Origin of the sequence: Paenibacillus hamazuiensis (genome assembly GCF_023276405.1) — a bacterium.
Lineage (GTDB): Bacteria > Bacillota > Bacilli > Paenibacillales > NBRC-103111 > Paenibacillus_AF > Paenibacillus_AF hamazuiensis.
Window position 1 is genome coordinate 1917893 of the sequence record NZ_JALRMO010000001.1, and the last position, 21442, is coordinate 1939334.

The window sequence follows — 21442 nt, forward strand, 5'->3', positions numbered from 1 at the left end:
CATAGAAGAGGTCGCCTATGATTGAGAACACGAAATGCGATTGCGGCCACCAAAACCATCTCGGCACGGTGCTTTGCGAATCATGCGGCAAGCCGCTGTTTGACGAGCAGAGCACGGCTCCGCTGGAAATGCGCTACGACGGAGTGGCCCGGCGTTCGCAAAAGGAAAATCCGGGACTTTTGGACAAGGTATGGAACTTTTTTTCCTCGGTCAAAATCGCGATTTATTTGATTGTCATCACATTGCTGGGGGCGTCGCTCGGGACGATTTATCCCCAGGAAAACACGTTCATCAACCTGGACCCTTCCACCTATTATAAAGATACGTACGGCACGCTCGGGCATTGGTATTACCTGCTCGGGCTTTCCCATACGTACGAGTCTTGGTGGTTCAAGCTGCTGCTTCTGATGATCGGCATATCTCTTGTCGTTTGCAGTCTGGATAGGGTGCTGCCGCTGTACCGGGCGCTCAGCAAGCAGCAGATCCGCAAGCATCTCAGCTTTATATTGCGGCAAAAAATATCGTACAGCGGAGAACTGCCGGAGAGCGTATCCACGGAGCAATGGATGACCCGTGCCCGGGAGGAGCTGAAAAAAAAGCATTTCCGTGTGCACACCGATGCGGAAGGAACCGCGCTGCTTGCCGAAAAATACCGTTTCAGCCGGTGGGGACCTTACATCAATCATATCGGCCTCATCATTTTCCTGCTTGCCGTATTGATGCGCAGCTTTCCCGGTTGGCACATGGACCAATACGTCGGCTTCCGTGAAGGGGAGACGAAAAAAATTCCGGATACGCCGTATTACTTGAAAAACGAAAAGTTTACGCTGGAATTTTACGACGAAAGCGAGATGACCCCGGAATTCAAAAACCGCCAGCAGACGGTGCCGAAGCTGTATGAAACGCAAGCCGTGCTGTATCGCTGCACGGCGGACTGCGACAACCCGACGAAAGAACCGGTGCTCGAAGAGGTTCACCGGCAAAACATTATCGTCAACAAGCCGCTCGAGTACAAAGGGCTGATGGCATTCCAGTTCGATTACAAGGAAACGCCGGTGCTGCTGTCGGTCAAGCCGTCGCTGAAAAACAAGCAAACGGGACAAGTGTACGGCAGCTTTAAATTATCGATGACCCGCCCGGAAAGCAGCTACGAGGCCGGACCTTACAAGCTTACGCTGAAAGCGTATTTTCCCGAATTCGCGCTTGAGAACGGAACGCCGGTCACGAAGTCGAACGAGCCGAAGGTGCCGGCATTTATATTTACAATCACCGGGCCGGATTTGCCGGCGCAAGGGGAGCCTTTCATCTACTTCCCGAGACAGATCGACAAAGAGGCTTTCCGGCAGGACGAGATCAACGGCGCGCTGGCGAGCAAGTTCGATCTGTCCGTAGGGTCGATGCAGGACGTTGAAATATCCGCGTACACAAGTTATTTGAACATCCGCGTGGACCGCGCGATGCCGTTCATTTGGGTCGGGGCAGCCATCTCGATGATCGGTCTAGTGATGGGCTTTTATTGGAATCATCGCCGCGTATGGCTGCGCATCGACGGCCGGACGCTTTCGCTTGGGGCGCATACGAATAAAAACTGGTTCGGTGCCCGCAAGGAAGTGGCCGGGGTGCTGGACAAAACGGGCATCCGCGTGGACCCGAAAGTTTTGGAATCAGGAGGGGGTAGCCCTTGAGTACGAGCTCGGTCAGCAGCACTTTTTTATTAATCGCCTTTGCGGTGTATAACCTTGCATTTTTGCTGTTCGTAGTGGCGATTGCGGGTAAAAAATGGGGGCACGGCGATCCGGAAGGGCACGTGAGAAGATGGGGCGGCGCCGCCTTCGCGTTTTCCGTGCTCGGCTTTTTATGCCATGCGACGTTCTTTTTCACCAGATGGTACGAGGGCGGTCACATTCCGACGAGCAACATGTATGAATTCATGACGTTCCTCGGCATGATGATCTCGCTAGCCTTCATCATCGTTTATTTGCTGTACCGGACGCCGGCGTTGGGCGTTTTCGCGATGCCGGTTTCGATTATTATCGTCGCTTACGCGTCCGTTTTTCCGCATGAGGTTCAGCCGCTGATCCCCGCGCTGCAAAGCTACTGGCTGAAAATTCACGTGACGACCGCTGCGACGGGAGAAGCGTTTTTCGCCGTCGGCTTCGCCGCAGGTCTGATGTATTTGCTGAAGACGGTCAACTTTACGGGCGACTCCGCTCATGATCGGAGAGAACGCCGCTGGGTGGAATTCACGCTGCTTACGCTGCTGACGATTATCGCTTTCGTCACGGCTATCTTCAGCTTTAACGCGGCCGGTTACCGGGCGCAATATGCCGAGCAGGTCACGGTGACCGACAAGGCGGGGCAGGAGCAGACGATCACGCAAACGGTCGATTACGTGCTGCCGCCGATCTTTCAGCCTCACAGGGCCGAGCAGCTTGAGATGAAGCCGTTCCTCGGCATGACGCAGGCGCCGTTTGAGGCGCCGTCATGGATGAAGGGAGCAAACGCCGGTCGCAAGCTGAACACGGTCGTCTGGTCGGTGCTTTCCGGCCTTGTACTGTACGCGCTGCTTCGGCTGATCGTGAGAAAGCCGCTCGGAGCCTGGATCAGCCCGCTCATGCAAGGCATCGACGCCGAGGACGTGGATGAGATCAGCTACCGGGCGATCGCCATCGGATATCCGATTTTCACGCTCGGCGCGCTCGTCTTTGCGATGATTTGGGCGCAGGAAGCGTGGGGCCGGTTCTGGGGCTGGGACCCGAAGGAAGTGTGGGCGCTCATCACGTGGCTGTTTTATGCCGCCTACCTGCATTTGCGTTTGTCCCGGGGCTGGCAGGGCAAGAAATCGTCATGGCTCGCCGTGCTCGGCTTCGTGGTCGTCATGTTTACTCTTGTGGGCGTGAACCTGGTCATCGCCGGACTTCATTCCTACGCAGGCGTTTAACTTTTACCGAAAGAGGGGAAAGTCGATGTCGGAAAACAAAGCTACCATCCTCGTCGTCGATGACGAAGAGCGGATTCGCCGCTTGCTCAGAATGTACCTGGAAAAAGAAAATTACGAAATCGACGAGGCCGAAGACGGAGAGTCGGCGCTCAGCAAGGCGATGGAGCAGGACTACGATCTGATTCTGCTCGATGTGATGCTCCCCGGCATGGACGGCATCGAGGTCTGCGCCAAGCTGCGCCAGGCGAAATCGACGCCGGTGATCATGCTGACGGCCAAAGGTGAAGAAACGAACCGCGTGCAAGGTTTTGAAGTCGGGGCGGACGACTACGTCGTCAAGCCGTTCAGCCCGCGCGAGGTGATATACCGGGTGAAAGCGATACTTCGCCGCTCGTCGGCGACCGCGTATCTGTCCAAAGAAGTGAATTCGAGCAATAACATCGTTTTTCCGCATTTGGTCATCGAGCACGACGCCCACCGCGTAACCGCAGCCGGCCAGGAAGTGGCGCTGACGCCGAAGGAATACGAGCTGCTGCATTATCTCGCCGTTTCTCCGGACAAAGTGTTTTCGCGCGAAGAGCTGCTGAAGGACGTATGGAACTACGAGTTTTTCGGCGATTTGCGGACCGTCGATACCCACGTGAAACGGCTTCGGGAAAAGCTCAATAAAGTATCGCCGGATGCGGCTTCGATGATTACGACGGTCTGGGGCGTCGGCTACAAGCTTGAGGTGCCGAAATAAGTGTTTCTGTTCAAAAGCGTCGTCGGCAAGCTGTGGCTGACCATCATCGGACTCGTCGCTCTCGTGCTGCTCATTTTGAGTATGTTTCTCGGACAATATATCGAAGCTTATTTCGCCAAATCGCAGGACCAGACGGAAACGCTCAAACGCCTTTCGTCCCGCGTGACCGGGGAAATCGTGCTGCATTGGGGCGATAAAGGCTATGTGCAAACCGTGAGCGAGCTGCTGGGCGCACAGGACGCCAGAATCGTTCTGCTGGATACGAATCTGCAGCCGATCTATCCCGAAATGGCGACCGGTTCGCCGGTGCCGTACTCCGCTTTCTTTCAAAACAGCGATCTTCAGCAGGTGCTTGCCGGACAAACGATTGATAACCAAGCCCAGCTGAAGCTGTCGCCGCGGCTCCGCCCGAACAGCGAATATTTGGCTGTCGCCGCACCGCTTGTCGCAAGCGGGCAAAACGGCAAAATCATCGGAGTTTCCGTGCTGTACCAAACGCTGCAAACGCTGGAGTCAACCCAAGCCTATGTCAAAAGGCTGTTCGCCTACGTCTCTGGCATGGGATTTTTGCTGACGACGTTTTTCGCTTTTTTCCTATCGTCGCGAATTACCCAACCTTTGCTGCAGCTCAAAAAAGCGGCCGATCTGATCACGCTCGGCGAATACGGCACCCGAGTGCCGATTACGTCTACGGACGAGATCGGAGAGCTTGCCAAAACGTTTAACCATATGGGTGAAGAACTGGAGGAAACGATCAAGGCGCTCAATCATGAAAAAGAGCACCTCTCCAGCGTGCTGCGCAGTATGACGGATGCCGTCATCACCTTCGACGCCGAAGGCAACGTCATTTTAACGAATCCGCAAGGGGACAAAATTTTGCGCGAATGGAGCACCATCGTGTGGGAAGAGGACGGCGTTCCGCCCGTGCAGCGCCATGCGATTCCCGAGCCGATGCAGCCGCTGTTCGACGCGGTAGTCAGTAAAGCCGCCGAAATGACCTCGAAGCTGCATGTGCAAAACGGCGTCTGGTCCGTCGTGATGGCGCCGTTGTATTCGCGGGATGTCGTGCGCGGAGCGGTTGCCGTCATGCGTGACGTGACGGAGGAATACCGGTTGGACCGGCTGCGCAAAGATTTCGTCGCGAACGTTTCCCACGAGCTGCGAACGCCGCTGTCGATGCTGCAGGGCTACAGCGAAGCGCTCCTGGACGATATCGCCGGAACGGCTGAAGAGCGCAAGGAGCTCGCTCAAGTCATTCACGACGAATCGCTGCGCATGGGCCGGCTTGTCAACGACCTGCTCGACCTCGCGCGCATGGAGACGGGCAATCTTGTGCTGAACTTCCGCGAGGTGGAACTGACTCCGTTCATCAGGAGGGTGCACCGCAAGTTCGCCGCCCTGGCCAAGGAGCAAGGAATCTCTCTCAAAGCCGAACTGCCGGATGAACCGCTCCGGCTGCAGCAGGCCGACGAAGACCGGCTCGAGCAGGTGCTGACGAATTTGCTCGATAATGCGCTGCGCCATACGCCAAGCGGCGCCTCGATTGTTATCAAAGCGGACGCCGCCCGCCTGAAAGACGCCGATGCGGTGCTCATCGAAGTATCCGACGAAGGGCAGGGGATCCCCGCCGGAGATTTGCCTTTCGTGTTCGAGCGCTTTTACAAGGCCGATAAGGCCCGTACACGCGGCGCGAGCGGTGGTACCGGCCTTGGACTTGCGATCGTCAAAAACATCGTCGAGGCGCACCAGGGGACGGTTCAAGTGCGCAGCGTCGTCGGACAAGGCACGACATTTTCCATCATGCTTCCGTGCGTACGCGTGTAAAAAATGTAGAAAGGGCTTCCGCCTTTGTAGCGGAAGCCCTCTTTTTTTGTAGAATCGGCGTGACAAATCTTGTTGTTCGTGGAACATGGACAACTTATTCCCGAATTTGACGCTTTTTGCAAATTGTAGGGAAGGTTCTAAACCTATCTCTTAGTACGTGGTAAAGCGTTTTGGAATAGGATTTTGCCGAAGCAAAATCCATTCCAAAATACGCGGGCCCGTGGCACGTACTAACTCCCACAACATCGCGCAAAAAGTGCAGCGTGCCCGGCATCGGATTTTTGGTGCGAAGCCCAAAAATCAATGCCGGGCAGACGCGAATTAGAAGCGAGCACTTCCGTACTGCGGGCGGGTCCAGGGCGCTCGAGCGCCTGGGGTCCCCCCGGTGGGGGGATTTGATGGGAAAATAACGTTTAGCTCGAGGTCACTTCGAAGAGAAAATGGATTGAAATGAGGTCAAAAGCCGAAAAAAGGCAATAGGATGCCCGGTCCCCATAATGAATATTTTTTAAAAGAGCCTAACTGGTTGAGGGAAGTTCGTCTACTTTTTGTATCGAGTAACCTAATTTTTGTAGCCTACGAATCATTAGCTCTTCCTTGGAAATGCTTCGTCGTTTCTCTAAATAGTCCGCACCAAGTTCTTTGTACGGTTCGTTCTTCAATAGGATGTGGTACGCAATGACTAGAATCTTATGGGCGATCGCAATGACAGCCTTGTTTTTCCCGCGCCGACTTGTAATGGACCAGAACTTTGCACCTAAGTAGGATTTCGTGTTGCTGGCGGCCCAGGCTGCTTCTGTGAGAGCAGACTTAAGAATTTTATCGCCTTTGGTTATGGTAGTACTTTTTTTTTACCGGCACTCTCATTATTGCCCGGACTAAGCCCTGCCCAAGAAGATAGGTGCATCTCCGTGGGAAATACAGACATATCCGTTCCCAGTTCAGCCAAGATGATCTTGGCGGTATGCTCGCCAACACCAGGAATACTATCCAATAGCTCTAATTGCCGCTGATACGGTGCGAAGTATACTTCCATGTCGGCCTCTAACTCAGCGATGGATTGTTCGAGAAATTCGAGATGTTTGAGCGATCTAGCGATCATGGAACGATGGTGTTTGGTGACGCGACCATTGAGAGCAGAAACGAGTTGCGGAATCTTGGAGCGCAGAGAGGCTTTGGCAAGATCGGCGATTTGCGCGGGTTCAATAACTTCGCCATTCACAAGAGCTTGAAGCATGAGACGGCCGGAAACGCCAAAAACATCGCTCATAAAGGTGGAGAGCTTAATGTTAGCCATCTCGAGAACCTTCAAGATGCGGTTTCTTTCGGCGGTAGCGTGCCCAACGAGTTTTTTGCGGTATCTCGTCAAATCTCGCAATTCGCGGATTTCCACAGGAGGCACAAAGCTGCCGCGGATTAAATCGCACCGATGAAGTTCTGCGATCCATTGGGCATCTTTCATATCGGTTTTACGGCCTTTGATGGCTTTAATATGGGCAGCGTTGGCCAGAGTGATGGTGCAAGAAGCTTCAAGTACATTGTAAACAGGTTGCCAGAAGATGCCGGTGCTTTCCATGGCGATCTCTGTGCATCCTTCTTCAGTGAGCCAGTCGGCTAGTTCGAGCAGGCCGGAGAGTACCGTAGAAAACTCCCGAATCACTTTCGTCGGCTTTTGATGAAGAGGGCCTTTTAACAAGCAAACAACAACGTTGGCCTGATGAACATCGAGGCCGGCGCAGCAAGTACGAATCGCATCCAAATAGATCATCCTTTCTACACAGGCTACCAACACCCTCCCAGACCGAAATTTGATGGGTGTGCTCGTGGCGACAAAGATTTGTTCTCAGGGTGTGGTAAGTCAGTTTAGGGGGCGAGGTCGTACACTCAAAATCCCGGCGACTTACCTGCACTGTGTAGTAAAAAGAATTCACGGTTTAAACAGAGTTTAAACCGTGAACCGCTCGAACATTTTCATATCTTATTGTGACGCTCTGTCATCTTGTTTAGGGGGGCACACACCCGATTTAGGGGGGGGCGCACTATATGGTCAACTGTTTCACATCCGTCAAATCGTCCAATTGGCCAAGCTGGTTCAAGACATCCTGCGGCGTCATTTTATCGGTCGTCAAAATCATGACCGCCGATCCGCCGACGACTTTGCGTCCAACCTGCATCGTTGCGATGTTGACATCGTTATTGCCGAGCAGCGTGCCGACTTTGCCGATAATGCCCGGCTTGTCGTTGTGCGAAATGAGCAGCAGCGTGCCTTCCGGCGGGATGTCGACCGGATATTGGTCGATCTGTACGATCCGCTCGCCGTAGCCGCTCAGCAGCGTGCCGGCCACCGTCGTCGATTCCTTTTGCGTTTTGACGGTAACGGAGACGAGGTTCGTAAAGCTCTTCGAAGCGGACGACGTCTGCACCGTGATGTTGATATCGCGCGTTTTCGCCAAATGCATCGCGTTGACGATATTGACACCTTCGAGTTTGTTGGTGAATACACCCTTCACAATGTAGCGGGTGAGCGGGCTTGTGTCGACGTCCAACAGCTCGCCGGAGTAGTTCACCACGATTTCCTTCACCGCGCCGTCGGCCACTTGACCGAGGAACAGACCCAGCTTTTCGCCGAGATTAAAATACGGCTGCAGTTTGTTCAGCACGGTTGCCGGCACAGGTGGCATGTTGACCGCGTTTTTAAACGGCTCGTTGCGCAAAATGTGCAGCACTTCCTCGGATACGTCGATGGCCACGTTTTCCTGCGCTTCCACCGTAGATGCGCCGAGGTGGGGGGTTACGACGATTTTCGGATTGTTCAGGAACGGATGGTCCGGCTTCGGCGGTTCTTCCTCGAACACGTCGAAAGCGGCCCCGGCGACGATGCCTTCGCCGATCGCTTCCACGAGCGCCTTTTCGTCGATAATGCCTCCGCGTGCACAGTTGATGATGCGGACGCCTTTTTTCATGATTTCAAATTGCGGACGGGCGATCATATGCCGGGTTTCTTTCGTCAGCGGCGTATGTACCGTGATGAAGTCCGCGTTCCGGCAAATGTCCTCCACAGATCCGAGCTTAACGCCCATCTTTTCCGCGCGTTCTTCCGACAGGAACGGATCGTAGCCGATGACTTCCATCCCGAACACTTTCGCACGCTTTGCCACTTCGCTGCCGATCCGGCCCATGCCGACGACGCCAAGCGTTTTGCCGCGCAGCTCAACGCCAACAAACGTTTTGCGGTCCCATTCGCCGGAAACGGTTTTTTTGTAAGCCTGCGGAATCGAACGGGCGACCGACATCATCATGGCGAACGTCAACTCGCAAGTGGCGATCGTATTGCCGTCCGGAGCGTTGATGACGACGATGCCGCGTTTGGTGGCGGCTTCCAGATCGATGTTGTCCACGCCGACGCCCGCGCGACCTACGACCTTCAACTTGCCGGCCGCTTCCATGATGCGGGGAGTGACCTTCGTTTGGCTGCGAACGAGCAGTGCGTCATAATCGCCGATAATCGCAACAAGTTCATCCTCGGACAAGCCGTTCTTTTTCTCCACCGTAACATCCGGAGCGTCTGCCAGCAATTGAATACCTTGATCGCTGATGCCATCCATTACAAGTACTTTAAACATAATTTTGGACCCTCCTAAAGAAATTTTTGCTTCAGTAAACAGAAAAACTCCCAATCCCATACGTCTGCCGTACGCAAGGGACGAGAGTTTGACTTCGTGGTGCCACCCTAATTCGCTGCTTGCTCACACAAGCAACCTTAATCGGTCATTGATGACCCGGAACTGTAACGGGTTCCGCCCGACCGCACCTAATGCTGAGGGAAGGAAATCTCCGGCTCAGGTTCAGCACGGCAGCTCAGGAGTGCTCCTGGCGTCCATCCACGTCCGATTTGCACCTACCATCGGCTCTCTGCTCGTGTCCCAGACGCTTGTCTCCGTCACTGCTTGTTGCGTTTCTAAATTGTGTTTAATGTAACATGACCCTTTCGGGGGTGTCAATAGGTACTGCATGTATTGTCACGGGAATGACAAAATTGTCGATTCGGCGCCTTTCACCTTTAATATTCTATAAAAAACCTTCCCGATTTGCAACGGGTTTAGCTTGATTGCTTTGTAAATTTTCAGTATTCTTCAATAAAAGGAATGCTAATTTTCATCCAAAGGAGACAACCCTTCATGTCAGATGCAAGTTTCGGGAGGCAGCCCGAATTTCAATCGATCGACCCCGAACAGTTTGTCCGAGAATATGAAAACGGCGGGCTGGAGGACGATCTGGTCATCGATGTTCGAGAGCAGATGGAGTGGGATTATTATCACTTAGAAAATACCCGGCATATACCGATGAATTCGATACCGTCGCGATTGTCCGAGCTGCCGGACGACAAGACGATATATGTCATTTGCGCACACGGTGTGAGGAGTGCGGCCGTTTGCAACTATTTGCTGCAGCATGGCGTGGATCGGGTCGTGAATGTCGAAGGCGGGATGGCCGCCGTAGCATCGCTGCGCGGATTCCAGTATGACTGACGCGAGCAATCCTCCAAAAGTGAAGTGAACCTTTGCCGCTCATCTCTGGTACTTTTGGGACGCACCCGTAAAAGATAAAAATCCCTCGTCCGACTGATGCCTTCCGAGGGATTCTGCTTTAGTCCTGGCTAAAGAAAAATGGAACTTGGGGCAGATTTTCGTTTCCATACAGCTTGTTCTTTTGCCGGATAAAATCGCCGGGGCGAACCGCTTCGGTAGCGACGAGCACATCAACGGCCTGCTGCACTTCGCCGTAATTCATCTTTTTCGCTTGGCCGCTCGCAATGAGGTCGTCGATTTTGGCCGTCAAGTCCTGGGGCGTATAAGGCTTGAACGTTTTGCCGTTCAGCATAACGGCGGCTATGTAATCATTTTTCATATTCAGATTAAGCTGGCTCCAATCCTTGATGCCGATGCGCTTGCCCGTATCGGCCGGCTTAAACTGGGGATCGATCGTTTTGTTCCATTCGACCATCGCGTCGTAATAATTTTTTTGCGCCTTCAGCGTGAAGGTCTTTGCTTCCGTGAAATACGCGTCCTTTTCGATTTCGGCAAGCAGGTCGGTGCCTTTCATCGAATTTGCCTTGGACTGGAAGTTTTTCGCCGCTTCGCTGAACAGCTTCAAACTTTTTAAATAATTTTGCAGTCCCTCCTGAAGCAGCGGGGAAGAATCGGGCATCGTTTTCTTTGATAACGCATCATACTTGTCGGAAGCCAGCTTCCCGAGGTCTTTCATGATGCCGGACGCATCGGCCGAGCCTGTGGCGTCGATTTCATACATTTGGTCGAACCACTTTTTCTGAAATTCCTTATAAGGTTGGTAGATGGTGTGGTAAAATGAGACCAAGTGCTGCTGATGGTAGGCGGTTAACTCTTTGGTTGCTTCGTTTTGTTTGGCAATCTGTTCCTCGTATTTCATAGCCGATTTCTCTTTGCCGACCTTCAGCCCGTAGAAAAAGGCGCCCAGCGCCACAACGAGCATAAAGATAAACATGATGGCAAACAGATAGTCAGTGCGAGTCAGCCGCTTTTCCATACTCTGAAATGCTCCTCATCTTTTCTATTTTTTTGTTTTTAGTATAGGTGAAAAATGTCGAAAAGGGAATACTTGACGGCCTCAAATGGGAGAGGAATTCTATGAAAAAGATCAATTTCGACCAGTTCAAGCTGAAAAAAATTGACATCAGCGAGCTGGACGACCGCATGCTGCTCATCAATTTATATGGGACGCAGGGCTTTATTTTGCTAGTCGGACTTGTTATTATGCTCATTCAAAGACGCAATCCGCTCGGCTTGTTCGATTACCCGCAGCTGCTTCCCGTTCTGTTATGGGGAGTCGCTTTCGCCGCGGCCGTACTGATCGTGGATATGCTCATCTCCCGTTATGTGCCGGAAGAAATTTTGGACGACGGCGGCGTGAACGAAATGCTGTTCGCCCGGCGTCCGTTGTGGCATATCGCCGTTATTTCTTTGGTCGTCTCGCTGAGCGAGGAAATTTTATTCAGAGGCGCCATTCAGCACTCTTGGGGCGCGTATTGGACCAGCATCCTGTTTGCGGCCATTCATATCCGCTACCTGCAGCATTGGCTGATGACGGGGCTCGTGTTCTGTATCAGCTACGGCTTGGGATGGATTTATATGCAGACGGGCACCCTATGGACTCCGATCGTCGCTCATTTCGTGATCGATTTTATGATGGGCTGCATTTTACGATTCAGGAGGGAGAAGACATAATGGCCCGCAGACGTTCGCCCGAGCCTGGTTATTTGGAAGACGCGAGGGAGCAGGACGAGCATTTTTTGCCGCCGCGCAAAGCGGTGCATCCGACCGAGAAGGAAAAATGGGTAAAAATCTTTTACCGGTCGCTGCTCGGTTTATTTGTCGCCTTGGTCGCCGGACTGCTCACATGGGGCGTCACCCATTATATGCAATGAAAAAGAGCCCTTCGAATTGAGGGCTCTTTTTTACGGTTTTCGCTGTCTGCCGCTGGTCAGTAGTCTGTAGAGCGTGCCAGGCATAATTTCGGCGTCAGCCGAAGCGTGGCGGGCAAACGCGGGCCCGACGCACGAATCGCCTCCACCGGCACCGCGCCGATAGTGCAGCGTATCGGGAATGGATTTATTGCCAAACAGCAATAAATCCATTCCCGACAAACGCGAACTAGCAGCGAGCATGAGCTCCCGGCTGGCGGGTCCAGGGCGCCCGAGCGTCTTGAGGGCTTTGCGGAGCAAAGCCGGCTTCGGGAGCCTGGGGTCCCCCCGGATGGGGGGATCTAGGGGGTGACCCCTTCAATGCTCCGCGGATCGACAAAGCCGTATCCTTTCTCCTCCAGCTTTGTCAGCAGCGTATCCAAAGCTTTAACCGTCCACGGCAGCTCGTGCATCAAAATGTTGCTGCCAAAGTGAAGCTGGTCCAGCACGTTTTGCACGACTTCGTCAGGATTATTTTTCTTGACCGTCATCTCCCAGTCCTTGGAGCCATTGGACCAGGTCATGTACAGCAGATGTTCCTTTTTTGCCTTTTCCCGCACATAATCGCTGCCCGAGCCGAAAGGAGGACGGAAGAACACAGGGGTTTCACCTGTAAGTTCGCGTACGATCGATTGAACGTCGTCCAATTGCTGGTCTACCTTTTCGCTGCTCATTTTCTTCAAATCGTCGTGATCCCACGCATGATTGCCGATAATTTGTCCTCTGTTATGGATGAGCTTCAGCAGGTCCGGATTTTTTTTAACCCGGTAGCCGTTGACGAAAAAGATCGCTTTAGCCTTATGCTTATCAAGAGTATCGATGATGGAATCAATCATTTCCTTCTCCTTGGGACCGTCGTCGAAGGTGAGCAGGACCACTTTTTTATTGCCGGCCGGGTCGATCGGAACGATGTCATACGTTTTCGGATTCATCCGGTACAGCTTTTTGATCTCCGTCTCTGCAAGAGGTTTGGATACAGCGCCGGAAACCTCCGCTGCCGCGGTGGTTTGATCGGGCGCAGCAGATTTCGGCGGTTCGGTTGAAGGCGATGCGTTCACTTGTACCGTTGAAGGTGCGGAAGCGGCTGGAGGATGTACGCTTTCGGACGTATTCCGAGTTTGCTCGGGTACGGTTTTGGCACATGCTGCAAGCGTCATCAGCAAGGCGGTGAAAATGGCTAATCTGTTCATATGGAGCTCCCGTCTGCAGTTGTTGAAATGCGGTTTGCTTCCTTATTTTATCATGCATGCGTCTCTTCGAGGTAGCGAAAAATACGATTGTAACAAACTACAGCTTGGGAGGGATCATCTTATGAGAATGGGCGCATTTCTGCTCGGGGGTCTCGTCGGGGCTGCGGCTGTTGTTTATTTTCAACAAAACCGCAAAAACCTGATGATGTCCACAATGAGCAGCACATCCGATTCGATCGGCAAGATCGTCGAAAAGGGCATGTCGATGGCGGGCATCGGCGGCAACGCAGGCGGCGCGAACAATTCGAAGCAAAAAGCGAATTATACTTCAACTACATTTGATAACAAATCGTACGAAGCCGGCAAAGACGGATTAAGCAAAGTTGAAGATATGGTCAAGAAAGACCAGAGCGTCAAGCAGCAGGTGGACGAGATTTTGGAAGATAATAATCAGAAGTCCGCATACCAAAGCCATTAATTAATCCCTCGGCCATAAAAAGCAACCGGAGTCTTACAGACTCGGCTGCTTTTTTGTTCTTCCCCTATTTTGGACTCTTTCCGCTTATTATTAGCCGATCCCCGCCGCAATAACCGCAGCCAAAAACACAATTTGCAGAATCATACGCGGAATCAATGGCGTCACCGGCTTGCCGTCCAGCGTCAGTCCTTTTTGCGCGGCATAAATATTGGCCGGACTCAAAGCAATGAGCAGCAAGGCGAGTCCGATCGAGGCGAGATGGGCGGTCGCAGGGATGACGATACCGATCGCGCCGGCGATCTCGAGCCAACCCGTTAGTGTAACCAACATAGCCGGATTCGAAAAGGCGGGAGGTACCATCCGAATCAGGTCGGGACGCCGTTTGCCCCAATGAGCCGATGCTGTGAGCAGAAACATCACCGCGACGGCAAACCGCATTACAACCACCCAATCATTGAAATATGGGACGAACGTCCAGCCTAATACCCGAAACAGCAGGAAGGATGCGATAAGTGCAATTAGAGGAGCCATTTCTTATTACCCCCGATTCATACATTTTTAAATATCATCAGAAAAAGGATGACAACAGGCAGCAGCGTCGCCAATACGCCGAAAACGGCCCAATAAAGCGATGCCTTGTGATATTCGGACAAAAGCTTGCCGGCTTGGAGCGAGGCGGCGCTATGGCGGATCATGCCGCGCTGCAGCGGAATGAGCACGGCCAGCCAAATAACGCCGGTTAGGCCGAACAGCAAAAGGGATAAAGTCATCCAATGAAATCCGTTCATTGTATACCCACGCTCCACGGCCATCAAAATACCGGATACGATAATAAGCACAAGTCCCGGAAGTGTAAACACCCAATCCGCGATCATGACGTTGCGGGCTGCCTGATGAATGGCATTCAAGTCTCCCTTGATGTCCGCGCGAACTTTCCAAAACGCCGCCGTCACGATATTGCCGACAAAAAGCACAACTCCGAGCAAATGAATAAACAGGTATCCGCTCATCATCGATTCCCTTCTTTCTTATTTGGTTGTAAAGTGCTTGCCATGTACTTCATCAAATCCTCGGGAGTCATTGCGAAATTCTCCGGTGCAATGCCACTGCGCATGCGCAAACCGAAGGAAAGCAGTACAAAAAGCTCGGCTGTTTTTTCGGTGTCGATATCGGTCGGAATAACGCCGTGTTGTTGCCCCGTTTCGATCCAATGCCTGGAAATCTTCACGGAGTAATCGTAAAATTCCCGGAGAATATCGAGAGCCACGGGTTCATCGCTCCTGCCGAGCATATATCGGAAGATTTGATTGGCAACCTCATCCGATTTTTCCATTTTTGAAAAACTGCCTGCGATCTCCTTCATCGGTCCCTCAAAACCGGCCTGAGGCTGATTCGCCACCTCGAAAAACCTCCGGTTCGTATCGTCGATTTTCGATTTCAGAACGAGAGCGAACAATTCGTCCTTTCCTTTGACATAATGGAAGATCGCTCCTTTGGACAGCCCGGAACGTTCCATAATGTCGTTTAACGTCGTCTTTGCACAGCCTTTTTCTCGGACCAACTGTTCCGTACTGCCCAGCAACAGCTGAAGCGTCTGCTCGCGTTTCAATTCCCGTTTCATAATCAGCCTCCTAACCAAATCCATTATTTACAAGTGATTATAACAAACCGACCATCGGTATGTAAATGGGTCGCCAAAAATTTTTATTACGATCCGGAAGGCGACTTTTAATATAATTAAGCATTCTAGAGCATCCTGTGCTATAATATTATATGGATACAAGCCATTTTTCTTCACGTTTTATCAATCGGTTTCATAAGCTGTTATTATACCTGTCGGCAGGGAGGGATCCTGTGTGAAAATTGAGCGTTTAAGTCAGGACAAAATTCGGATTTTCCTCACATTTGACGACTTGTCTGAGCGCGGTATCCAGAAAGACGACATGTGGCGGGAAATTCCGAAGGTGCACGAATTGTTCAGCGAGATGATGGATCAAGCCTACACGGAGCTCGGCTTTGATGCGACAGGTCCGCTAGCCGTGGAAGTATACGGCATGCATGCCCAAGGGATGGTCGTCATTGTGACTAGAGGAAAAATGGACTTGCATCGACACATAGATGATATGGAGGAAGCGGAAGAGATCTACGAAATGGAAGTGACGCTGGAACAAAGCGACCTCATTTCGTACGCTTTCCACGATTTCGAAGATTTGCTGCGCGTCTCGCGGGTGCTTAATCCTCTGTTGATTGAAGGGGGCACGCTTTACTCCTATAAAGACAAGTGGATTTTGCAAATCGAACCTGTCGAGATGGAGGAGGACCGGTACCAGACAATCATCGCTATTTTGTCGGAATATGGCGAAGCGACTTCCGTCACTCAAGCGGTGCTGGAGGAATACGGGAAGACGGTCATCTCCGACGACGCGGTCAAAGTGCTCTGTTCGTATTTTAAAGGCTGAATAACGCACCTTATTGAAAAAGCATCTTCAAAAACGATTCGGTTTTTGTGGGATGCTTTTTTTATCGTGTCAGAAGTGGAGGAGCATTATGTCCAACAACGAACGCGTATCCGTGCATACGGGAAAAACCTCGTTTGATCTGGAGCAAATGGTTGCTCATTACCAGAAGCAGCTCCGGGAGGAAGCATTTTTCTATTTGCAAAAGCGCGGCATAAGCGAAGAAATCATAGAGCAGTACCGCATCGGCTTCGATCCGGGCAAAATCGGCTTTGTCGTCGATTCCGGCCAGCTTGGCAACTATTTCGAAAACCGGGTGATTATCCCGATTACCGACGAAAACGGGACAACCGTCGATTTGATCGGCCGCACGATCGATCACCGCGAGCCGAAATACAAATCGCTGTTCAGCTTGGAGGACCATTTGTTTAACGAGCTCATACTCGCCGAAACCGAAGACGTTGTACTTTGCAACGGCGTTTTTGATGTGCTCAGTTTGGCTCAAGTACGGCTTCCCGCCGTCTCCGTTCCGGATCTGTCCACCTTCAAGGAGCAGCATGCGGAGAAGCTGCGGGAAAAGCGGGTTTTTATCTGTATGGGGAACGACGAATTGGGAAGGCGAGAAAGTGTAAGAATACAAACGATACTGCAAAAGTACGCCAGTGAATCCTACATTGTGCATTTGCCGGAAACGATCCGCGATATTAACGATTTTTTCGTTCGCGTGCAAAACCCGCTGGATATGTTTATGCAAATATTGAACCATACGATCGAGGAGACGCTGCGGGTGCCGGTTTCTCCGGACGTCCGCAATATAACCGTGTATACCGAGGAATACATGAAGCGGTACCGCGGGCAAGTTTCCGGAGCGGCGACCGGAATCTCCAAGCTGGACGAGGCGCTGTTCGGCGGCCTGACGGGCGGTCTGTATTTGCTGGCCGGGGCATCGTCCACAGGAAAAAGCATGCTGATGAAGCAGATGGCGGACCATATCGCCGGTACAGGTACTCCGGTCGTTTACGTATCTTGGGATATGACCTCCTTCGAGCTCTGGGCCCGCAGCATCGCTAGAATTCTCGGCATAGCCCCGCAGATGGTGCTGAGCGGAAAAGCCCATCCCGAGCAAATCGCAGAGGCCAACAAAACATATTCGCAAATCGGCGGCATGCTGTGGACGCTCGAATGCTCGCTGGATACGACGCTCGACAAGGTCATTTCATCGATCGGGACGATTGCGGCGAACGTCGGGAAAACGCCTGTCATTTTTGTCGATCATCTTCAACGGATTCCGGCTTTGAAGCAGCAAATCCCGCATTCCCGGAATGAAGATCAGTCGACCATCGCTTATGCGCTGAAGCAGTGGAGCCGGGAACGGCAACTGCCCATAGTGGCGGCTCTTCCTACGGAGCCCGGGCAAACGCGGCTGCCGGAGGGAGTGGAGGCATCGGCGGATGTGATCATGTTCCTGAAATATGGAGGTTCGGCCGATGGCGGTGCGAAGCCCGTCATTTTGGAGGTCGTCAAGCATAGAAACGGCAATCTTGTTTCGATCCCGCTGCAATTTTTCGATTCGAAAGCACTTTTTACGGAATAACATCCTTTTTACCCGAGGTGGCTCCCTATGGCTGAAAATTTGAACGTTTTCCGGTCGACCCAGGTTATTATTGAAGAGGCGCTTACCAAATTGGGCTATTCGCAGGCGATGATCGAGCTGCTGAAGGAGCCGATCCGCGTTCTGACCGTGCGTATTCCCGTACGCATGGACGACGATTCCGTCAAAATTTTTACGGGGTACCGCGCGCAGCATAACGATGCGGTCGGACCTACGAAAGGCGGCGTCCGTTTTCATCCGGACGTGACGGAAGACGAGGTTAAAGCGCTGTCGATTTGGATGAGCCTCAAGTGCGGCATCGTCGATCTTCCTTATGGGGGAGGCAAGGGAGGCATCATCTGCGACCCGCGGCAAATGTCGTTCCGCGAGCTGGAGCGGCTGAGCCGGGGATACGTTCGCGCGATCAGCCAAATCGTCGGCCCGACGAAAGATATTCCCGCGCCGGACGTGATGACCAACTCGCAAATTATGGCATGGATGATGGACGAATACAGCCGTATCCGCGAATTCGACGCGCCGAACTTCATCACCGGCAAGCCGATCGTGCTCGGCGGTTCGCACGGACGGGAGACGGCAACGGCCAAAGGAGTTACGATCGTCATCGATCAGGCGCTTAAAACGCGGGGCATTTCCATTAAAGACGCTAAGGTAGTTATCCAGGGCTTCGGCAACGCCGGAAGCTACCTGGCCAAATTCATGCACGAAGCGGGCGCCAAGGTGTGCGGCATCTCCGATGTGCACGGCGCTTTATATGATCCGGACGGTCTCGACGTCGAATATTTGCTTGACCGCCGGGATTCGTTCGGTACGGTGACGAAGCTGTTTTCGAACACGATCAGCAATAAAGAGCTTCTGGAGCAGGAGTGCGATATTTTGGTTCCTGCGGCGATCGAAAACCAGATTACGTCGGAAAACGCAGAGCGCATCAAGGCCGGCATCGTTGTCGAGGCGGCCAACGGTCCGACGACGCTGGAAGCGACGCGCATCCTGACGGAACGCGGCGTTCTTATCGTTCCGGACGTGCTGGCCAGCGCCGGGGGCGTAGTCGTGTCTTATTTTGAATGGGTGCAAAACAATCAAGGGTATTACTGGCCGGAAGAGGAAGTCCATCAAAGGCTAAAAGAGGTCATGGAAAAAGGGTTCGAAAACGTCTATAATGTTCATATTACCCGCAAGGTCGACATGCGCCTCGCGGCCTATATGGTAGGTGTTCGCAAAATGGCCGAAGCCGCGCGATACCGCGGTTGGGTATAATTTAAAGAAAGGAGCGCGCACGATGCAATATTTTTCAATCTTCATGGCAGCCGTTGCACCGGGTGTCGCTCTTTTGTCGTATTTTTATTTGAAAGACCGGTACGACGCGGAGCCGATTCATCTGGTCGTACGGACGTTTATTTTCGGGATGCTTATCGTATTTCCGACGATGGTGCTGCAGCGGGCGCTTGTTCACGCGATCGGCGAAGATCCGTTCGTATTTTCTTTTATCATTTCAAGCGGACTCGAGGAGTTTCTGAAATGGTTTTTGGTTTATTTCATTATTTATAAACATGCGTCCTTCGACGAGCCCTATGATGGGATCGTCTACGCGGTGGCGGTGTCGCTTGGCTTCGCAACGCTGGAAAACGTCATCTATGCGTTTTTCAACTTTTCCAGCTTTTCCGCTCTGCTGTTGAGAGCGTTTTTGCCGGTTTCGGGCCACGCGATGTTCGGCGTGCTGATGGGGTATCATCTCGGCAAAGCGAAGTTCAACCCGCATATAGAAAAGAAGCATCTGATTTATTCTCTGTTCATTCCGATTTTTTGGCACGGCGTTTACGATTATATTCTGGTTGCCTATAAAACAAACTGGGCGTGGCTGATGGTGCCGCTCATGGTCTATTTGTGGGTGCGCAGCTTATGGAAAGTAAACCGCGCCAACAATACGTCTCCGTTTCGCGCGGTACACCGGGAAGATGAGGTTAAAATTTGAATCCGTTGCCTATAATGAATGGTAAGCGTTCCTTAACGCAAGCTGCGAAAACAACGGAGGAAAAGCATGACCACTCTAGGTTCCCGGGTAAAAGTGACGATCCGCTGCAAACATTGCGGTGAACGTTTCATTTTGAAAGGCAAAAGGGAGAAAGGCAAAATCGATACCGGTTTTAAAATGTGTATCTGCAATAATGAGCATGATTTTGACATCGAAGCCGAAGATTTTTAAAACGGAAGAAGCTCTCACGGGAGCTTCTTTTTGCTTTTTACGGATGCATAAACCATACCCCGGAGGCGAACACTAGAGGCAAAGCGAAGCAGAAGAAGGGAGACTGCCGTTTCATGTACAAACGACTCAGTATGGTGTTATTTCCGATTCTTCTTATCGCCCTCGTCGGGACGGGGGTATGGGGATACCAGGAGCATCAGGAAAAAAATGCGATTTTGATCAAAGCCGAAAACCAGTATCAGCGGGCTTTCCACGACTTGTCCTACTATGTGGACCGGCTTCATACGGAGCTTGGCAACACGCTGGCGGTCAACTCGGTATCGTCCGACGCATACCGCAAAGGGCTGGCCAACGTTTGGCGAATTACGAGCCAGGCGCAAAACGAGATCAATCAGCTGCCGCTGTCTTTGATGCCTTTTAACAAGACGGAGGAGATGCTGGCGAACACATCGAAATTCGCTTATACCGCGGCGGTGAGGGATTATACGAAACAGCCGCTGAATGAAGATGAGATCAAAACGCTTAACGCTCTGTACGAGCATTCGAAAGAAATCAGCAAGCAGCTTCGCGATACGCAGGACAAGGTCATCAAAAACAATTTGCGCTGGATGGACGTGGAGACGGCGCTCGCCACACAAAAAGAACCGCAGGACAACACGATCATCGACGGGTTCATGATGGTGGACAAGAAAGTCGCTTCCTACTCGGATTTGAATTTCGGACCGACATCGCTGAACGCGGAACAAAACAGGAACGTCAGCATGCTCGGAGGCAAGGAAGTCGGTGCGGAGGAGATCAAGCAAAAAGCTTCGCAATTTTTAAACGCCGATGCTTCCACCCTTAACGTTGTGGAGAATGGAACAAATACGGGGTATTCGACATACAGCGTGTTCGCTCCGAAAAACAACACAACCGACGGCGTGCATATGGATTATACGAAAAACGGCGGGGAGCTGCTGTGGTTTTCGGCTGACCGCAACGTGCCTGAGAAAAAGCTGGATATGCGGCAGGCTCGCGATGCCGCAGCGGAATTTCTCGATACCCGCGGTTACAAGGACATGACGCTCACCAGCTATCAGGAATATAATAATGTCGCTCATATGGTGTTCGCCACGAAGAAGGATAACGTTTTGAATCTTCTCGAGAAGCTGAGCGTCCAGGTTGCACTGGATAACGGCGAAGTGACGGGACTGCAGGCGACCGACTACGTGCTCGACCGCAAGGACGGCCGGCAAATCGGCAAGCCCTCGATCACTTCGGCGGAAGCCCGCAAGGTGCTCAATCCGAATTTCCAGGTATCGAGCGAAGCACTCGCATTAATTCGCAACGAGCTGGATCAGGAGGTGCTTTGCTACCAGTTCATCGGCAAAGTAAACGGCGGCAACTACCGTATCTACGTCAACGCGAATACCGGACTTCAGGAGCGAATCGAAAACCTGTACCAGCAAGAAACCCCGCCTTCTGCATAACCGAAGCGGCCCATATTGGGTCGCTTTTTTT

At 52.3% G+C, this 21442-nt stretch carries 21 protein-coding genes and 1 other annotated feature; of the genes, 14 read left to right on the forward strand and 7 right to left on the reverse strand.

Going from position 1 to position 21442, the window contains the following annotated elements:
- The first annotated feature begins 17 nt into the window (after positions 1-17).
- Genes resB through MYS68_RS08300 form a run of 4 tightly spaced genes read left to right on the forward strand, consistent with a single transcriptional unit; the run spans position 18 to position 5507 of the window.
- A complete protein-coding gene (gene resB / locus MYS68_RS08285; protein ID WP_248925380.1) occupies positions 18-1685 on the forward strand; it encodes a cytochrome c biogenesis protein ResB in 1668 nt (555 codons plus the stop codon).
- Positions 1682-2941: a cytochrome c biogenesis protein CcsA gene (gene ccsA, locus MYS68_RS08290; protein ID WP_248925381.1), complete on the forward strand. Its 1260-nt coding sequence runs from the start codon at positions 1682-1684 to the stop codon at positions 2939-2941. The genes resB and ccsA overlap by 4 nt, the downstream gene beginning before the upstream one ends.
- A 25-nt stretch (positions 2942-2966) precedes the next feature.
- On the forward strand, positions 2967-3683 hold the full coding sequence (locus MYS68_RS08295) for a response regulator transcription factor (protein ID WP_248925382.1): 717 nt from the start codon (positions 2967-2969) through the stop codon (positions 3681-3683).
- A complete protein-coding gene (locus MYS68_RS08300; RefSeq protein WP_248925383.1) occupies positions 3684-5507 on the forward strand; it encodes a HAMP domain-containing sensor histidine kinase in 1824 nt (607 codons plus the stop codon).
- Positions 5508-6339: 832 nt separating this feature from the next.
- Here MYS68_RS08300 and MYS68_RS08305 read toward each other — a convergent pair.
- Together MYS68_RS08305 and serA are read right to left on the reverse strand one after the other, a co-directional pair.
- Entirely contained in the window at positions 6340-7266 is a 927-nt protein-coding gene (locus MYS68_RS08305) for an IS110 family RNA-guided transposase (protein WP_248925012.1), read from the reverse strand.
- A 280-nt stretch (positions 7267-7546) separates the two neighbouring features.
- A complete protein-coding gene (gene serA, locus MYS68_RS08310) occupies positions 7547-9130 on the reverse strand; it encodes a phosphoglycerate dehydrogenase (RefSeq protein WP_248925384.1) in 1584 nt (527 codons plus the stop codon).
- A gap of 73 nt (positions 9131-9203) precedes the next feature.
- Positions 9204-9460, reverse strand: a binding site (T-box leader).
- Positions 9461-9685: 225 nt separating this feature from the next.
- Here serA and MYS68_RS08315 point away from each other — a divergent pair.
- Positions 9686-10036, forward strand: a complete 351-nt coding sequence (locus MYS68_RS08315; protein ID WP_248925385.1) for a rhodanese-like domain-containing protein — start codon at positions 9686-9688, stop codon at positions 10034-10036.
- Positions 10037-10154: 118 nt separating this feature from the next.
- Here MYS68_RS08315 and MYS68_RS08320 read toward each other — a convergent pair whose 3' ends face one another.
- Complete coding sequence (locus MYS68_RS08320; protein ID WP_248925386.1) at positions 10155-11072, reverse strand: hypothetical protein; 918 nt, start codon at positions 11070-11072, stop codon at positions 10155-10157.
- A gap of 101 nt (positions 11073-11173) precedes the next feature.
- Between MYS68_RS08320 and MYS68_RS08325 the strand changes: the two genes are divergently transcribed.
- Both MYS68_RS08325 and MYS68_RS08330 read left to right on the forward strand, forming a co-directional pair.
- Positions 11174-11770 (forward strand): CPBP family intramembrane glutamic endopeptidase, encoded by a 597-nt coding sequence (locus MYS68_RS08325; RefSeq protein WP_248925387.1) that lies wholly within the window; start codon positions 11174-11176, stop codon positions 11768-11770.
- A complete protein-coding gene (locus MYS68_RS08330) occupies positions 11770-11970 on the forward strand; it encodes a hypothetical protein (protein ID WP_248925388.1) in 201 nt (66 codons plus the stop codon). Before MYS68_RS08325 ends, MYS68_RS08330 begins: the two co-directional genes overlap by 1 nt.
- Positions 11971-12308: 338 nt before the next feature.
- Here MYS68_RS08330 and MYS68_RS08335 read toward each other — a convergent pair whose 3' ends face one another.
- Positions 12309-13196 (reverse strand): polysaccharide deacetylase family protein, encoded by an 888-nt coding sequence (locus MYS68_RS08335; RefSeq protein WP_248925389.1) that lies wholly within the window; start codon positions 13194-13196, stop codon positions 12309-12311.
- Between the two features lie 121 nt (positions 13197-13317).
- Here MYS68_RS08335 and MYS68_RS08340 point away from each other — a divergent pair, with 121 nt between their 5' ends.
- Positions 13318-13674: a hypothetical protein gene (locus MYS68_RS08340; protein ID WP_248925390.1), complete on the forward strand. Its 357-nt coding sequence runs from the start codon at positions 13318-13320 to the stop codon at positions 13672-13674.
- Between the two features lie 90 nt (positions 13675-13764).
- Here the strand turns inward: MYS68_RS08340 and MYS68_RS08345 are convergent, their stop codons facing one another.
- Genes MYS68_RS08345 through MYS68_RS08355 form a run of 3 tightly spaced genes read right to left on the reverse strand, consistent with a single transcriptional unit; the run spans position 13765 to position 15295 of the window.
- On the reverse strand, positions 13765-14205 hold the full coding sequence (locus tag MYS68_RS08345; RefSeq protein ID WP_248925391.1) for a DoxX family protein: 441 nt from the start codon (positions 14203-14205) through the stop codon (positions 13765-13767).
- A 17-nt stretch (positions 14206-14222) separates the two neighbouring features.
- On the reverse strand, positions 14223-14687 hold the full coding sequence (locus MYS68_RS08350; protein ID WP_338043555.1) for a DUF2269 family protein: 465 nt from the start codon (positions 14685-14687) through the stop codon (positions 14223-14225).
- Positions 14684-15295 (reverse strand): TetR/AcrR family transcriptional regulator, encoded by a 612-nt coding sequence (locus MYS68_RS08355; protein ID WP_248925392.1) that lies wholly within the window; start codon positions 15293-15295, stop codon positions 14684-14686. The genes MYS68_RS08350 and MYS68_RS08355 overlap by 4 nt, the downstream gene beginning before the upstream one ends.
- Before the next feature lie 235 nt (positions 15296-15530).
- On the opposite strand from MYS68_RS08355, the gene MYS68_RS08360 reads away from it, so the two are divergent.
- The 6 genes from MYS68_RS08360 (at position 15531) to ypeB (ending at position 21411) form a co-directional block, all read left to right on the forward strand.
- The gene (locus tag MYS68_RS08360) at positions 15531-16133 is read left to right on the forward strand and encodes a genetic competence negative regulator (protein WP_248925393.1); all 603 of its coding nucleotides are present in this window, start codon (positions 15531-15533) and stop codon (positions 16131-16133) included.
- A gap of 88 nt (positions 16134-16221) precedes the next feature.
- Positions 16222-17724 carry a DnaB-like helicase C-terminal domain-containing protein gene (locus MYS68_RS08365; RefSeq protein WP_248925394.1) on the forward strand — a complete coding sequence of 501 codons (1503 nt, stop codon included), beginning with the start codon at positions 16222-16224 and terminating at the stop codon, positions 17722-17724.
- Between the two features lie 27 nt (positions 17725-17751).
- Positions 17752-18996, forward strand: a complete 1245-nt coding sequence (locus MYS68_RS08370; RefSeq protein WP_248925395.1) for a Glu/Leu/Phe/Val family dehydrogenase — start codon at positions 17752-17754, stop codon at positions 18994-18996.
- A 22-nt stretch (positions 18997-19018) separates the two neighbouring features.
- Positions 19019-19711 (forward strand): glutamic-type intramembrane protease PrsW, encoded by a 693-nt coding sequence (gene prsW, locus MYS68_RS08375; RefSeq protein WP_248925396.1) that lies wholly within the window; start codon positions 19019-19021, stop codon positions 19709-19711.
- Between the two features lie 66 nt (positions 19712-19777).
- On the forward strand, positions 19778-19942 hold the full coding sequence (locus MYS68_RS08380; RefSeq protein ID WP_248925397.1) for a hypothetical protein: 165 nt from the start codon (positions 19778-19780) through the stop codon (positions 19940-19942).
- A gap of 113 nt (positions 19943-20055) precedes the next feature.
- On the forward strand, positions 20056-21411 hold the full coding sequence (ypeB, locus tag MYS68_RS08385; RefSeq protein WP_248925398.1) for a germination protein YpeB: 1356 nt from the start codon (positions 20056-20058) through the stop codon (positions 21409-21411).
- Positions 21412-21442: the final 31 nt, after the last annotated feature.